The 14,226-nt window shown below is 69.6% G+C and carries 17 protein-coding genes; 1 reads left to right on the top strand and 16 read right to left on the bottom strand.

The window, feature by feature from the left end; genetic code table 11:
- Nucleotides 1–4: 4 nt before the first annotated feature.
- Nucleotides 5–364, bottom strand: a complete 360-nt coding sequence (locus H4Q84_RS19525) for a DNA polymerase ligase N-terminal domain-containing protein (protein WP_248580739.1) — start codon at nt 362–364, stop codon at nt 5–7.
- A gap of 68 nt (nt 365–432) precedes the next feature.
- Here H4Q84_RS19525 and H4Q84_RS19520 point away from each other — a divergent pair, with 68 nt between their 5' ends.
- Complete coding sequence (locus H4Q84_RS19520) at nt 433–1,386, top strand: acyl-ACP desaturase (RefSeq protein WP_248580738.1); 954 nt, start codon at nt 433–435, stop codon at nt 1,384–1,386.
- A gap of 6 nt (nt 1,387–1,392) precedes the next feature.
- Here the strand turns inward: H4Q84_RS19520 and H4Q84_RS19515 are convergent, their stop codons facing one another.
- The 15 genes from H4Q84_RS19515 to H4Q84_RS19445 form a co-directional block, all read right to left on the bottom strand.
- Nucleotides 1,393–1,764 (bottom strand): VOC family protein, encoded by a 372-nt coding sequence (locus tag H4Q84_RS19515; RefSeq protein WP_248580737.1) that lies wholly within the window; start codon nt 1,762–1,764, stop codon nt 1,393–1,395.
- A 197-nt stretch (nt 1,765–1,961) separates the two neighbouring features.
- Entirely contained in the window at nt 1,962–2,678 is a 717-nt protein-coding gene (locus H4Q84_RS19510) for a DUF6390 family protein (RefSeq protein ID WP_248580736.1), read from the bottom strand.
- Between the two features lies 1 nt (nt 2,679).
- Nucleotides 2,680–3,738 (bottom strand): hydrogenase expression/formation protein HypE, encoded by a 1,059-nt coding sequence (gene hypE / locus H4Q84_RS19505; RefSeq protein WP_248580735.1) that lies wholly within the window; start codon nt 3,736–3,738, stop codon nt 2,680–2,682.
- The gene (gene hypD, locus H4Q84_RS19500; RefSeq protein WP_248580734.1) at nt 3,735–4,862 is read right to left on the bottom strand and encodes a hydrogenase formation protein HypD; all 1,128 of its coding nucleotides are present in this window, start codon (nt 4,860–4,862) and stop codon (nt 3,735–3,737) included. Before hypD ends, hypE begins: the two co-directional genes overlap by 4 nt.
- On the bottom strand, nt 4,859–5,143 hold the full coding sequence (locus H4Q84_RS19495; protein WP_282580271.1) for a HypC/HybG/HupF family hydrogenase formation chaperone: 285 nt from the start codon (nt 5,141–5,143) through the stop codon (nt 4,859–4,861). Before H4Q84_RS19495 ends, hypD begins: the two co-directional genes overlap by 4 nt.
- Nucleotides 5,144–5,172: 29 nt before the next feature.
- Nucleotides 5,173–7,452, bottom strand: coding sequence for a carbamoyltransferase HypF (gene hypF / locus H4Q84_RS19490; protein WP_248580732.1), 2,280 nt, complete (start codon nt 7,450–7,452; stop codon nt 5,173–5,175).
- Nucleotides 7,445–7,687 (bottom strand): HypC/HybG/HupF family hydrogenase formation chaperone, encoded by a 243-nt coding sequence (locus H4Q84_RS19485; RefSeq protein WP_248580731.1) that lies wholly within the window; start codon nt 7,685–7,687, stop codon nt 7,445–7,447. Before H4Q84_RS19485 ends, hypF begins: the two co-directional genes overlap by 8 nt.
- Nucleotides 7,687–8,154: a hydrogenase maturation protease gene (locus tag H4Q84_RS19480; protein WP_248580730.1), complete on the bottom strand. Its 468-nt coding sequence runs from the start codon at nt 8,152–8,154 to the stop codon at nt 7,687–7,689. Before H4Q84_RS19480 ends, H4Q84_RS19485 begins: the two co-directional genes overlap by 1 nt.
- 14 nt (nt 8,155–8,168) lie before the next feature.
- Nucleotides 8,169–8,480: a hypothetical protein gene (locus tag H4Q84_RS19475; protein ID WP_248580729.1), complete on the bottom strand. Its 312-nt coding sequence runs from the start codon at nt 8,478–8,480 to the stop codon at nt 8,169–8,171.
- 25 nt (nt 8,481–8,505) lie between these two features.
- On the bottom strand, nt 8,506–8,709 hold the full coding sequence (locus tag H4Q84_RS19470) for a hypothetical protein (protein WP_248580728.1): 204 nt from the start codon (nt 8,707–8,709) through the stop codon (nt 8,506–8,508).
- A gap of 153 nt (nt 8,710–8,862) precedes the next feature.
- A complete protein-coding gene (locus H4Q84_RS19465) occupies nt 8,863–10,242 on the bottom strand; it encodes a hypothetical protein (protein WP_248580727.1) in 1,380 nt (459 codons plus the stop codon).
- Nucleotides 10,239–10,880: a DUF6084 family protein gene (locus H4Q84_RS19460; protein WP_248580726.1), complete on the bottom strand. Its 642-nt coding sequence runs from the start codon at nt 10,878–10,880 to the stop codon at nt 10,239–10,241. The genes H4Q84_RS19465 and H4Q84_RS19460 overlap by 4 nt, the downstream gene beginning before the upstream one ends.
- Nucleotides 10,877–11,536: a DUF5947 family protein gene (locus H4Q84_RS19455; RefSeq protein WP_248580725.1), complete on the bottom strand. Its 660-nt coding sequence runs from the start codon at nt 11,534–11,536 to the stop codon at nt 10,877–10,879. Before H4Q84_RS19455 ends, H4Q84_RS19460 begins: the two co-directional genes overlap by 4 nt.
- Nucleotides 11,533–12,441, bottom strand: a complete 909-nt coding sequence (locus H4Q84_RS19450; RefSeq protein WP_248580724.1) for a NifU family protein — start codon at nt 12,439–12,441, stop codon at nt 11,533–11,535. The genes H4Q84_RS19455 and H4Q84_RS19450 overlap by 4 nt, the downstream gene beginning before the upstream one ends.
- 2 nt (nt 12,442–12,443) lie before the next feature.
- Entirely contained in the window at nt 12,444–14,204 is a 1,761-nt protein-coding gene (locus H4Q84_RS19445; protein ID WP_248580723.1) for a nickel-dependent hydrogenase large subunit, read from the bottom strand.
- Nucleotides 14,205–14,226 lie beyond the last annotated feature (22 nt).

Below are 14,226 nucleotides of genomic sequence, written 5' to 3'. Positions count from 1 at the left end.
GCCGCTACCCAGGCAACGGCTGGTCCTTGGTGCGATGCAGCAGCCAGTCCCTGCCCGTCTCGATGAGGGCGTAGCGCACGGAGCCCTCGCGCCCGTGGAGCACGAAGAGCCGCCGGCGTTCGTTGCTCCCGACGTCCTCCCACCAGCCGATGTCGGCGACCGACTTGTGCTCGTCCTCGTAGGTCAGGTGGTCGAGGTCGTGGTCGGCCACGGCGACGGCGAGCCGGTCCTCCTTGCTGCTGGGCGGCAGGCCGCGCGGGACCGCCCACGAGCGCAGCACGCCGTCCTCCTCGAGGCGGAGGTCGAAGTGCGGGCTCGGCTTGCGATGGTCGTGCAGCACGAAGGCCGGGCGGTGGGACGTCATGTCCGCCAACCTAGCCAGCGGGGCCGTACGGCGTAGGCTCGGATTTCAGCCGACACCGAGGAGCCGATGTGACCAGTTCACCGCACCTGCTGGAGGAGCTCGAGCCCGTCGTGGCCGAGAACTTGGACCGTCACCTGGGGCTCGCGCAGGAGTGGCACCCCCACGACTACATCCCGTGGAGCGAGGGTCGCGACTTCGCTTTCATGGGCGGCGAGGACTACGCCCCGGAGCAGTCACGGCTCTCGGAGACCGCCAAGGCTGCGATGTTCACGAACCTGCTCACCGAGGACAACCTGCCGTCGTACCACCGCGAGATCGCCACCCGCTTCGGCCGTGACGGCGCCTGGGGCACGTGGGTGGGTCGCTGGACGGCGGAGGAGAACCGGCACGGCGTCGCGCTGCGCGACTACCTGGTGGTGACCCGTGGCGTCGACCCGGTCGAGCTCGAGCGCGCCCGGATGGACTACATGACCTCGGGCTACGACTCCGGCGACAAGACCCCGCTGGAGACGGTGGCCTACGTGTCGTTCCAGGAGCTAGCCACCCGCGTCTCGCACCGCAACACCGGCAAGGTGACCCACGACCCGGTCGCCGACAAGCTGCTCGCCCGGATCTCCAAGGACGAGAACCTGCACATGGTCTTCTACCGCAACATCGCGGCCGCGGCGCTCGACATGGCCCCCGACGAGACCATGCGGGCGATCGCCGACGAGGTGATCAAGTTCGAGATGCCGGGCGCCACGATGGCCGGGTTCCGGCGCAACTCGATGATCATCGCCAAGGCCGGGATCTACGACAACCGGCTGCACCACGACGAGGTGATCATGCCGGTGCTGCGGCACTGGAACATCTTCGACCGCACCGACTTCGGCGCAGTGGGTGACCAGGCACGCGACGAGCTCGTGACGTTCCTCCAGGCGCTCGACGTACAGGCGACCAAGTTCGTCGACCGCCGGGCCGAGCACCGCGCCCGTGTCGCCGCTCAGTCCGACACCGATGCCACGCCCGACATCGCATCCTGACGGAGCTCACTCCACGAGCGTCACCTTCGGCCGTACGACGCAGAACTCGTTGCCCTCCGGGTCGGCAAGCACGTCCCACGACTCGTCGCCGGTCTGCCCGACGTCGACCCGACGCGCGCCGAGGGCGAGCAGACGCTCGATCTCGGCATCGCGGTCGGCGGCCTCGGTGGTGAGGTCGAGGTGCAGCCGGTTCTTCACGGTCTTCGTGTCACCAGCCGGCATCAGGCAGATGCCCACCGGCGCGTCGAGCGACGGGCCGACGACGACCTCGCGCTCGCGCACCGACAACACCTGCCAGCCGAGCGCGTCGGCCCAGAAGCGGCCGAGGCCAAGAAGGTCGTGAGCGTCGATGACGACGTGGTGCACTCGCAGCGGCATCCCCGAAGTATCGCCGACCCGCATTCCACCCGCGTCACCGAGACCGCGTGCCGGTAAGCCTCCAGGGGGTAGAAGACGCCCGCGGGCGCGGCGCGGCGAGCCACTGGGCCCGTCGAATCGGGCAAGCCCGCTCGCCAGTGCCGGGAAGGAGCGTCGTACGGCCTCGATGTCCATGGCGGTCCTGCTCGCACCAGCCCCTATGCACCGAGCCCCACGGCAGACCTCTGCTCGGCCTCGAGGCGCCGGATGCGGTCTGCCTGGTCAGGCGTGAGTACGTCGCACACCCAGTCCCAGTGCAGCGCGACCGTCTCGCCGACAGCCGGTGACGTGAGCAGGCTCTGGCCGCCGACCGACCACCGGGCGAGCTCTTCGGTCGGGTCCGACAGCACGAGGGCGGTGCCGTCCCAGCGCAGGAGTCTGGTCAGCACCGTCACCCACTCGCCGTCGACCTCGCTCACCACGCCGCTTCGGATCCGGCAGCGGTCCAGCACCGACACGGCCGGGCTGGGGGGAAGACCACGGAGCAGCATCTCGGCCCACGGATAGACCTCGAACACCTGATAGCTGTGGTGCGCGCGCGCCCGCGCGGCCGACTCGCGCCACGTCCCGCCGACCTGCCCGTCGAAAGCCACCGTCAGATGGTCGACCAGGACGGCCGGATCAACGCCGTCGAGCAGGTCGCTGCCGATCCAGTAGGACTCGACCACCGTTGCCGAGAGCGGGTCGTCGGTGCCGAGAACCCCGGCGAGGAACGAGAGATAGACCCAGGCGCCGTCGAACAGTCGGGCCCTCCGTTCGATCTCGGCCACCGCGCCGGGCACGAGCATGTCGTGGGCGCGGTCTGGCCCGCAGTAGCCGAGCTCGTTGGGCGGGTAGGCGTAGCGCGCGAACTTGAGGGCTCCCTCGTCCGACACGTCAGCAGATCCTGGGCAGCTGCTCGCCGATCGGCAGGTCCACGACGCGGGTCCCGCCGAGACCCGTCCGGGCCACGACCATCTGCGGGTGCTCCGCGACGCACGTGCCGATCCGGCGCGCACCGGCACCGCGCGGGTGCTGCCGCATGGCGGCCAGCACCTCCTCGGCGTCCTCGGCCGCCACGATGGCGATCAGCTTGCCCTCGTTGGCGACCTGGAGCGGGTCGAGGCCGAGCAGGCCGCACGCGTCCTTGACCTCGGCCTGGATCGGCAGGTCCTTCTCGACCAGCTCGACGCCCACTCCGGAGGCCTTGGCGATCTCGTTGAGGGTGGCCGAGACTCCCCCGCGGGTCGGATCACGTAGCACGTGTACGTCGACCCCGGTGGCGAGCATGTCGGCAACCAGGCCGTGCAGGGGCGCGCAGTCGCTCTCCACCGTCGTACCGAACTCGAGCCCCTCACGACAGCTCATCACCGCGATTCCGTGCACGCCGATGTCACCGCTGACCAGCACGGCGTCGCCGACCTGGGCCCGCGCCGGCGAGATGTCGACGCCGTCGGGGATCACGCCGATGCCGGCGGTGTTGATGAAGATGCCGTCGCCACTCCCGCTGTCGACCACCTTGGTGTCGCCCGTGACGAGCTGCACGCCCGCGACCTCGGCCGCCTTGCCGATGGCCATCGCGACGCGACCGATGTCGGTAATCGGAGTGCCCTCGGCCAAGATGAACGCGGTCGACAGGTAGAGCGGCGTCGCCCCCGACATGGCCAGGTCGTTGACGGTGCCGTTGACCGCGAGGTCCCCGATGCACCCACCCGGGAAGAACATCGGCTTCACGACGAACGAGTCGGTGGAGAAGGCCAGCCGGCCGGCGGGCACCTCCAGCACCGCGGAGTCGCCGAGCTCGGCTCGCGCGGCGCCGCCGAAGGCCGGCAGGAAGAGCTGCTCGATCAGCTCGCCGGACATGGCTCCGCCGCCGCCGTGGCCCATCACGATCGTCGGGGTGTCGCGCAGCGGCAGCGGGCAGACCCATCCCTCGAAGTCCAGGTCGTTGCTCATCGGCTGTCAACCAGGCGGGTCTCGGACAGCTCCAGGTGGTCGAGGCGCCGGTAGGTGTAGTAGGCCGCGCACGCGCCCTCGGACGACACCATGGTCGCACCGAGCGGCTTGCGGGGCGTGCACTCCTTGCCGAACGCCGCGCACTCGTGCGGCTTGATCAGCCCTTGGAGCACCTCACCCGAGCGGCACAGTGCCGACTCGTCGGTGTGGATGTCGGTGACCGAGAAGCGCGCTTCCGCGTCGTACTCGGCGTACCGCTCCGACAGCTTCCACCCGCTCTGCGGGATCATGCCGATGCCGCGCCAGGTGCGGTCGGTCACCTCGAAGACGTCGCGCAGCATCGCCATCGCGGGGAGGTTGCCCTCGGCGGTGACGGCCCGGGAGTAGGCGTTCTCCAACTCGTGCCGTCCCGACTCGAGCTGGATCACCGTGCGCCGGATGCCCTCCAGGATGTCGAGAGGCTCGAACCCGGTGACCACGATCGGCACCTTGTACTTCTCGGTCAGGGCTGGGTACTCCGACGTGCCCATCACGCTGCACACGTGACCGGCCGCGAGGAACGCCTGTACCCGGCACTTCGGGGAATCCATGATCGCCGCCATGGCCGGCGGCACGAGCACGTGCGAGACGAGAAGCGAGAAGTTGGGGATGCCCTGCTTCTTCGCCTGGTAGACGGTCATCGCGTTGGCCGGCGCCGTCGTCTCGAACCCGATGCCGAAGAACACGACCTGCCGATCGGGGTTCTCACGCGCCAGCTTCAGCGCGTCGAGCGGTGAGTAGACGACACGTACGTCGCCACCCGCGCTCTTGATCGAGAACAGGTCCTCGCTGCTGCCGGGCACCCGGAGCATGTCGCCGAACGAGCAGAAGATGACGCCCGGCTGCTGGGCGATCGCGAGCGCCTTGTCGATGATCTCGAGCGGCGTGACGCACACCGGGCAGCCCGGGCCGTGGATCATCTCCACGCCCTCGGGCAGCAGCTGGTCGATGCCGTGCCGGATGATCGAGTGCGTCTGCCCGCCGCACACCTCCATCATCGACCAGGGCTGCGTGGTGACTGCGTGGATCTGCTCCACCAGCTTGCCAGCGAGCACCGGGTCACTGAACTCGTCGAGGTACTTCATCGTGGTTCTCCCGCCTGCTTGGCTGCGAGGGCGAAGCCGTCGCCGAACTCTTCCTCGAGGATGCCGAGCTTCTCGAAGTTGGCCAGCGTGTCCAGCGCCGACTTCTCGTCGAGCCGCTGGATCGCGAAGCCGACGTGCACGATGACGTACTCCCCGATCTGTACGTCGGGGATGTAGGCCAGGCAGACCTCCTTGCGGAGTCCGCCGAAGTCGACCTGCGCCATGGTGGTGCCGTCCTGATCCTCCACGGACAGGACGCGGCCTGGGACCGCTAAACACATGTGCGCTCTCCTTTGCAGTAGGCGAGGGGTCAGCTCAGCGAGCCGATCAGGATCTGTCCGAAGGCGATGCCCCCGTCGTGGGGTGGAAGCAGCCGCGGGCGCAGGACGGTGAAGTCGCGTGCCTCCAACAGCCGAGTGGAGCTGTCGAGCAGCAGGGCGTTCTGGAACACCCCGCCGGCGAGGACGACCACGTCGAGACCGGTCAGCCGGCGTTCGTGGCCGGCGAGGTCGGCGACAAGGGTCGCGACAGCGGCATGGAACCGCGCCGAGATCTCGGCGGCCGGCGCTCCACGGCGTACGTCGTCCACGACGGCGCGCAGCACGGGTGCGGGCTCCGCGAGCACCGGGCCGCCGTCGGGAGCCGTGATCGCGAACCGGTAGGGCTCCGAAACCTGCGCCGAGCGCGCCAGGGACTCGAGCTCGATCGCAGCCTCGGCCTCGTAGTCCACGGTGTGCCGGACTCCGACTATCGAGGACACGGCGTCGAAGAGGCGTCCCATGCTCGACGTGGGCACGCACCCCAGTCCGGTCGACAGCTGGTGGGTCAGCACGCCGCGCTCGGTCTCGGGACAGGCCGCCACGGCCGGGATGTCGTCGGACCACGGGATGCCGGCGGCCCACAGGTGCGCCAGCGCCATCCGATACGGCCGCAGCACACTCGCGTCGCCGCCGGCGAGTGGGACGTAGGCCAGCTGGGCTGCTCGCCGGAACGACTTGTAGCCGGCGACCAGGACCTCGCCACCCCAGATGGCGCCGTCGGTGCCGTAGCCGGTGCCGTCGAACGCCACCCCGATGACGGTGTCGTCGCTGCCGAGCCCGTGCTCCCCCATCACCGAGGCCACGTGCGCGTGGTGGTGCTGGACGGTGCGGACCTCACGACCGGCGGCATGCTCACGTGCCCAGCGGCTGGACCGGTAGCCCGGGTGCGCGTCGGCGACGAGGGACTCGGGCCGCACGCCGGTGAGCTCCTCGAGGTGAGCCTCCGAGGCGGTCAGCGCCGCCTGGGTGGCGAGGTCGTCGAGGTCGCCGATGTGCTGGCTCACCCAGGCGTAGCGACCCGAAGCGAGCGCGCACGTGTTCTTGAGGTCTGCCCCGACGGCCAGCACCGGGTCGACGTCGAACGGCAGCGCGACCGGCAACGGCGCGTGGCCACGGGAGCGCCGCAGCGGCAACTCGGCACCGCCGACGTAGCGGGCCACCGAGTCGTCGCACGGCACGTGGATGGGGCGGTCGTGCCGCAGCCAGGCGTCGGCGATCGAGGACAGCCGCTCGCGAGCCGCGTCGTCGTCGGTGACGATCGGCTCACCGGAGAGGTTGCCGGACGTCATCACGAGCGCGTCGGTGCCGGGTGCCTCCAGCAGCAGCACGTGCAGCGGCGTGTAGGGCAGCATCAGGCCGAGGTCGGGGTTGCCCGGCGCGACAGATGCACCGAGCTGCTCGGTGTCGGCGCGGGGAAGCAGCACGATCGGCTTGCGGATGCCGGTGAGCAACCGGCGCTCTGCCTCGTCCAAGGTCACGAGTCCGTCGGCCACCCCGCGGTCGCGCACCATCACCGCGAACGGCTTGTCGCCGCGCTGCTTGCGGCGGCGCAGCTCGGCGACGGCCGCCTCGTTGCGGGCATCGCAGGCCAGGTGGTAGCCGCCCAGCCCCTTGACGGCGACGATCAGGCCACGGGCGATCAGGTCACGCGCACGGCGTACGGCGTCGTCACCTTCCGCCCGTGGCCCGTCGCCGACAAGCTCCAGGGTCGGGCCGCAGTCGGGGCACGCGATCGGCTGGGCGTGGAAGCGCCGGTCCGTCGGGTCGTCGTACTCGCGGCGACAGGCGTCGCACATGGCGAATCCGGCCATGGTGGTCGCGGCCCGGTCGTAGGGCAGGCCGGTGATGATGGTGAATCGGGGACCGCAGTTGGTGCAGGTGATGAACGGGTGGCGGTAACGGCGGTCGGCCGGGTCGGCGAGCTCGCGGAGGCAGTCGTCACAGGTCGCGACATCGGGCGACGCCAGCGTGCGTCCCTCGCCGCTCGGGGAGTCCTCGATCGTGAAGCCGGTGCCACCACGAGCCGGCTGCGTCGTTTCGCAGACCTCCTGCACGTCGGCCAGCGGAGGCGCCGCGTGGGCCAGCCGATGAGCCAGCTCGGCCACCGCGGCCGGAGCTCCTTCCACCTCGACCAGCACCCCTGAGGACGTGTTGGCGACGGTGCCGGTGAGACCCAGCTCGCTCGCGGTGACGTAGACGAACGGGCGGAAGCCGACCCCCTGCACGAGACCGGAGACCTCGAACCTGCTGCGCACGCGCTGCTCAGCCATCGCGCGCGCGACCCATCATCTCGAGGCCGGTCATGGCCTTCTCGGCCGCTGCTTCATCGACGCGTTCGACGACGAAGCCCATGTGGATCAGCACCCACTCGCCCGGCTCGACCGCCATGTCCTCGAGCATCCCCAGGTTGACCGGACGCTGCGCGCCGAGCACGTCGACCAGGGCGAGCATCCCGGCGTTGCCCTCCAGGACTCGCACGACGCGGCCGGGGATCCCGAGGCACATCAGCCGGCCCCGTCCAGTGCCGGCACGCGTTCGCGGAGTACGGCGAGCACGGTCGCCATCGCCTCTGGCACCGCGGCCTCGACCTCGTCGGAGAGCCCGATCCCGTCACCGACGTCGGCCGGCCGGCACCCCACGACGTACGTCGGGGGCAGGGAGCCGCCCAGGTCGGACAGGCTGGCCAGGACGGCGACCGGGGCCATCCCGTGCGGGTCGAACGCGCCGGCGCCGAGGTCACCCTCGCCGACCTCGAGCACGTCGAGGGTGCCGGGGGCGCCGTCACCGGGCAGGGCGTCGACGATCACGAGCGCGTCGTACCCGTCGAGGAGGTCGTAGGCCAGATGCATGCCGCGGATGCCGTAGTCGACAGCGCGCACCTCCTCGGGCAGGGTGCCGGACGCGACCAAGCGCCGGACGACCTCGGGACCGAACCCGTCGTCGCCGCAGAAGAGGTTGCCGATGCCGGCCACCAGCACTCGCGTCGTCAGGACTTGTCCTCCGCCCGTCCGGTTCCCGGCTCGTGTGAAGGGCCCGTCGTGCCGCCTGGCTCGGAAGCCTCGTCGGCCCCTTCGGCCGGCTGTTCGTCCGCGGGTGAGGCGTGCTCACCGCGCTCGGTCTGAGTGGGGTCGTCGACCTCTGAGTCTGACTCCGCCGGACGGCCGGCGCCGCCCGTGTGGACGCCGTCCTGGGTCGTCTCTTCCGGGCCGCCCACCTCGGCTGACTCCTTGCGACCGTCGTACGGCGGGACGGTCTTGCCCTCGGTGTCGGGATCGTCGGGGTTGGGGATCGTGGTCATCGCGTGCTTCCTCTCCTCGTGTCGGTCATCCGCCGGACTGCAGGTCCGGAGACTCCGGGTGCTGGGCTTCCTGGGGATCGATGCCCGTGTCGTCGTCCTCGTCCGCGGTGCCGGCGGGACGGTCCACGGGGCCGCCTGACGGCTCGTCGGAACCCGTGTCGCGCGAACCCTCGGGGCCACGCTCGTCCTGTGGCTCCTCGTCGAGCTGTTCTCCTGGCTTGTCACTCATGCTGACCTCCTCACTGATCGGTGGTGCTGGGGACGCGTCACATCTGGCGCATCTTGAGGTAGCGCTTCACGTCGGGAATCGAACGGACCCCGACGACGGCGGCGACCGCGGCGATCCCGGCGCCGACGATCACGGTAAGCAGGCCAACAGTTCTCATGGGTGACTCTCCTCTCGTGCCTGGTCCAGTGGTTCGAGCTCATCGGGGGCGAAGTAGAAGAAGCGCCCGGCTTCCTCGTGCAGGTCGGCTGCGGGGTCGTCGACCAGCACCAGCGCGACGTGTGTGCTGCCGTCGACGTCGGAGAGCACAGCAGTGACCCGGGCGACCTGGTCGGCGAAGAACAGGTCCTGGGCGTCGGCGCGCCGCGACGGGTGCACCCGCACCAGGCTGCCGCGCGCCACGCTCACGCCCTCGATCACGACGCTGTCGGTGTCGGGCCGCACGCTCTCGTCGGCGGCCGGGTCCCACCACGGGACGTCGCCGGTGTCGAACTGCGTGCCGACGACAGGGCCAGTTGCCGGGGTCGCGACCCGGTGCGGGTCACGCAGCACGCCGTGCAGGTCGCGCAGCGTCTCGGGAGACATCTGGTCACAGCGGTCGATGATGGCGGCGGCGCGCGGATCGGTGGCCCGGGCCTCGGCCTTCTCGGCGTCAGTCATCGTCATCACGCGCAGGCTCAGGATCTCGTCGATCTCGGTCGAGTCGAACAGCGCACCGGCGCTCTGCTCTGCGATCTCCGGGTGGTCGTAGAGGATGATCGGCGAGCCCATCACCACGTCGTTGGAGCCGACAGGCCCCACCAGGACGGGGAAGCACCGCCGCTGCGTGCACCGGGCCGCGGCCGCTGCCGCCGCATCCGGGGGCTCCAGGAGCGAGACGAAGCCGACCCCGTCGGCCACGAGAAGGACGTGCGTGCCGATCATCGACGAGCGGATGGCGTCGTCCTTGCCGTGCACCTCGTCGGGGTGGGTGTTGGTCACCGCCACCGAGAGCCGCGGGAACCCGTCGTCGGGCTCGGCGCCCACGCTGACGCCCGCCTGCAGAGGGAACCGTCGCCGCACGATCCGACCGACCGTCGTACCGGATGCGTCGACGAGAGACTCGACGTCTTCACCGCCCGGGATCTCCACCGCGGTGACTACCGCCGGCCTGCTCACGTCGTACGACGGCAGCTCGACCTCGCACTCGACGGCCTCCTCCCAGCTGAGCACGGACAGTCCGTCGACGACCAGCTCGGCGACCGGGACGAAGTCGCCCCCGACGTACTGCTCGACGGAGCGCACCTGGAGCTGCAGAAAGCGCAGGTGCGGGCTCACCGTCGCGGCGTTCCCCGGGGGCGACAACAGGCACTGGAAGGACAGGCCCGGCTCTTCGGCAAAGCTCGCGGCCGATGCCCGCGGAGGCCCGAGGACCCCGAACTGCCAGCGGGACTGGTTCTTCGAGGAGCTGGCGCGGTAGGGGTAGAGCAGGTAGCCCTCGTAGAGCACGGCGTCGGCGATCGCTCGGACGTGGTCGAGGCTCGGCATCCGGCTCATGGCTGGACGCCGTCCCTGGTTGCGAGGAGGGTCTGCACGGTCTCTTCCCACGTGGTCAGGCCGTGCTGGGCCTTGAAGCCGGCCAGCTCGGCCAGGACGTCGTGGTCGAGGCGGATCCATCCGGTGTTCGGGTAGTAGGACGCGATCATCTGCTGCCAGACCTGCACCGGGAGCTGATAGGACGCCTCGCAGTCCCAGGGCACCTGCACCACTCCGAAGCCGTTGACGCCCTTGGTGAAGACGGTGCCCGAGAAGAGGAAGACGATCGGGATGTCACCCTCACCGACGGCGTGCAGGTAGCGCGACCCGGTGATCTCGAAGTCGTAGGTGCACGGCAGCGCCAGGTCGACCTCGGTGATGCCGGTGAAACCCTGGACCATGGAGCTGCACTGCATCCACAGGAACGGCTTGAGGGTGTCGACCCAGCGGTCCCGGTCGCCGAAGAGCGCGCGGAGACCGGACTCGTCGGCCTCCGCGTAGCGACGGCGCTGGGGCTCGATCCGCACCTGACAGCGCAGCGCGATCGCGTGGATCGTCTCGCCGCTCGTCTCCTGGATGCGCAGCCGCGCGGTGAGCTGTGGTGCGGCGGCGTACGGCTCGGCGAAGACGTCGACCACGGAGAACTCGTAGCTGCTCATGACGGTAGCCCCGGGGCGGGGGGTGCCGGCCTGCTGCGTTCGACGACCATCGTGAAGAAGTCGTCGATCGCGGCGCGCGCCTCGGTGCCGCCGTCGAAGCCACGCCACAGAGACCGCAACCGGCCGACCAGCTCGTAGCACGCGTCGATGGGCACGACGTGTGCGGTGTAGTCCGGGTGGTCCCGATCGGCAGCGCGCAGCAGCAGCGCCTCCACGTCGGCGTGCAGGTGGTCGAGCTGCGCGTTGGCCGCCACGATGCGGTCCCAGGCGTCGAGCGGGAGCTCCGACTCGGTCGCGCCGGCCGGACCGGGATAGAAGGCGATGATGCGGTCCTGCACGGAGTTCTTGAAGAGGAAGGCCAGCCCGACCGGGATCTGGAGCTCGTCCCACTCGCGGGCGCCGAAGTCGAAGTCGGGGAACGAGAGATAGCGGTCGGGTACGGCGCGGTAGCGCAGCTCGGCATGCTCGGCGGTGAACAGCAGGTAGCACCCCCGACACGTGCACATCAGCACCCTGCTCTCGAGATTGACCACGTGCTGGTGCTCGTCGGCGATCGTCGCGGCACACATCTCGCAGCGCTCCCCCACCACCGGCGCCGGCCGGGTGCTGGTGATCCGGCGGAGCGAGGCGAGCGGGGAGCCGCCGGGGGCAGTCATGCCGAGACCGGAGTGACGACCGCTACCGAGGTGACGTCGCCATCGGTGAGCAGAGGCACGGGGACCAGGTGCAGGGACTCGTCGTCGAGACACGCACCGGCACGTCGTACGTCGTAGTGCGCGCGGCAGGCGGGGCAGCGCAGAACCGCCTCGCCCACCGCGGCACCCAGCCTTCGCGACAGCGCCGCACCGTCGAGCGACTCCTCGCAGCGGGCACAGCGGTTGGCGTACGCGAAGAGCTCCGGGCCCAGACGGCAGACGAGGATCCGCGCGCCGCTGACCTCGACCGTCGTCACGGCGCCCGATGTCAGGGCTGCGAGGTCGGGAAGCGGCTCCCAGGACGACGTGGTCTCCTCGAGCCGCGAGCGCAGGGAGGAGACCGGGATCAGCGTCTCGGCACCGCTCGGCTCGGCGTCCTCGACCTCGATGCCGGTGATCTCGGGGGCGGCCGCCTCGATCGCCCCCTCGACGGCGAGCTTGAGGGTCACCGACGACGACGGGCAGCCGTCGCAGCTGCCGAGCAGCCGCAGCCGGACCGTGCCCTCGTCGCTGACCTCGAGCAGCTCGACGTCACCACCGTGCGAGCCGAGGTAGGGCCGGACACTCTCGAGCGCCTGTTCGACGCGCTGTCCCACGTCGTAGGGATGCAGGCCGTGCACCAGCAGCAGGCTCGCCACCAGGTCGTCGGCGGCCAGCGCGGCCAGCACCTCGTCGGTGAGCTGCCCCGCCTCGTAGGTGATGTCGAGGATGCGCTCGAGCCCGGCACCGTACAGGTCGGCCACCAGCCGGACCAGCTCCTCCGCGCGCTCGCGCGCCACCACGCCGCCCGAGCCACTGGCGTCCAGCAGCGCGTCGATGCGCTCGCCCGTGGCCCTGAGCTGGTCGGCCCCCTCGACTTCCGCCATCGCTACCCGCTGACGGACTGGGTCGGCGAATGCATCAGCTCGAGCTTCTGCCCCTCTCCGAGATACATGTGCACGCCGCACGGCAGGCACGGGTCGAAGCTGCGCACCGTGCGCATGATGTCGATGCCCTTGAAGTGCTCGCGGTCGTTCTCCTCGAAGATCGGCTGACCTTGTACGGCGTCCTCGTAGGGCCCGGGGGTCCCGTAGGAGTCACGCGGGTTGGCGTTCCACGGGGTCGGCGGGTAGGGGTGGTAGTTGGCGATCTTCCCGTCGCGGATGACCATGTGGTGGCTCAGCACCCCGCGCACCGCCTCGGTGAAGCCGCAGCCGATGCCCGTCTCGGGCACGGTGAACTTCTCCCAGGTCTTGGTGCGGCCGGCCCGGATCTCGACCAGCGCCTTCTCGGCGAAGTGCAGCGCGCATGCCGCGGCGTACGCCTGGAAGTAGGTGCGTGCCCGGTTGCGCTCCAAGGTGTTGCTCCACTGCGGGATCTTCCACTCCAGCTCGACCGGGCCCTTGAGCGCGGTCTTCGGCAGGTTGATCTTCACCGACTCGCCCGTCGACTGCACGTAGCCGATGTCGACCAGTCCGGCCAGCGCCGTCGACCACAGGCGCGCGAGCGGGCCACCGCCCGTGTCGAGGGCGAGGTAGTCCTTGCCGTCGAACCAGCGCGGTGACATCACCCAGCTGTACTTGTTGTCGAGGTCGCGCTTCTGCGGCTTCGGGTTGGTGTGCTGGTTCCAGGGGTGCCGCCGGTCGACCGGGTTGCCGAGGGGGTCCTTCTCTACGAATATCTCCTGGCCCTCCCAGTCGTCGTAGTAGGACGAGCCGAGCAGGATGCGGATGCCGAGGTTGATCTCCACCAGGTCGGTCGTGACGAGCTTGCCGTCCACGACGATGCCCGGGGTGACGTACATCTTGCGGCCCCAGTTGGTCATGTCCTTGTACTCGAAGTTGCAGTGCTCGGGGTCCTGGAACGAGCCCCAGCAGGCGAGCAGGATGCGGCGGTTGCCGACCTCCTCGTAGCCAGGGAGTGCCTGGTAGAAGAAGTCGAAGAGGTCGTCGTGCATCGGCACGACCTTCTTCATGAACTCGACGTAGCGCATCAACCGGGTGATGTAGTCGGTCATCAGCTGGATCGTCGCCACGGTGCCGACACCACCCGGATAGAGCGTGGAGGGGTGGACGTGCCGGCCCTCCATCAGGCAGAACATCTCGCGGGTCCAGCGGCTGACCTGCAGCGCCTCACGGTAGAACTCACCGGTGAACGGGTTCAGCGACCGCATGATGTCGCCGATGGTCCTGTAGCCATGGGCTTCCGCGTTCGGTGACTCGGTGTTGTTGGCGAGCTCGAGCACTCCGGGGTTGGTCTCCGCGACCATCTTCTCGCAGTAGTCCACCCCGACCAGGTTCTCCTGGAAGATGTTGTGGTCGAACATGTACTCGGCCGCCTCGCCGAGGTTGACGATCCACTCACCGAGGTGCGGTGGCTTCACTCCGTACGCCATGTTCTGGGCGTAGCAGGAGCAGGTCGCGTGGTTGTCACCGCAGATGCCACAGATGCGGCTGGTGATGAAGTGCGCGTCGCGCGGGTCCTTGCCCTTCATGAAGATCGAGTAGCCACGGAAGATCGAGCTGGTGCTCTTACACTCCACGACGGTCTTCTGCTTGAAGTCGATCTTGGTGTAGATCCCGAGGCTGCCGACGATTCGGGTGATCGGGTCCCACGCCATCTCGGTCAGGCCGTTTGCGTCCTCGGTCATGCTGCTGGGTGCTGGAATGGTC

Origin of the sequence: Nocardioides sp. InS609-2 (assembly GCF_023208195.1) — a bacterium.
In the GTDB taxonomy this organism is placed as follows: domain Bacteria; phylum Actinomycetota; class Actinomycetes; order Propionibacteriales; family Nocardioidaceae; genus Nocardioides.
This window is presented reverse-complemented; position numbering and strand designations above follow the sequence as displayed.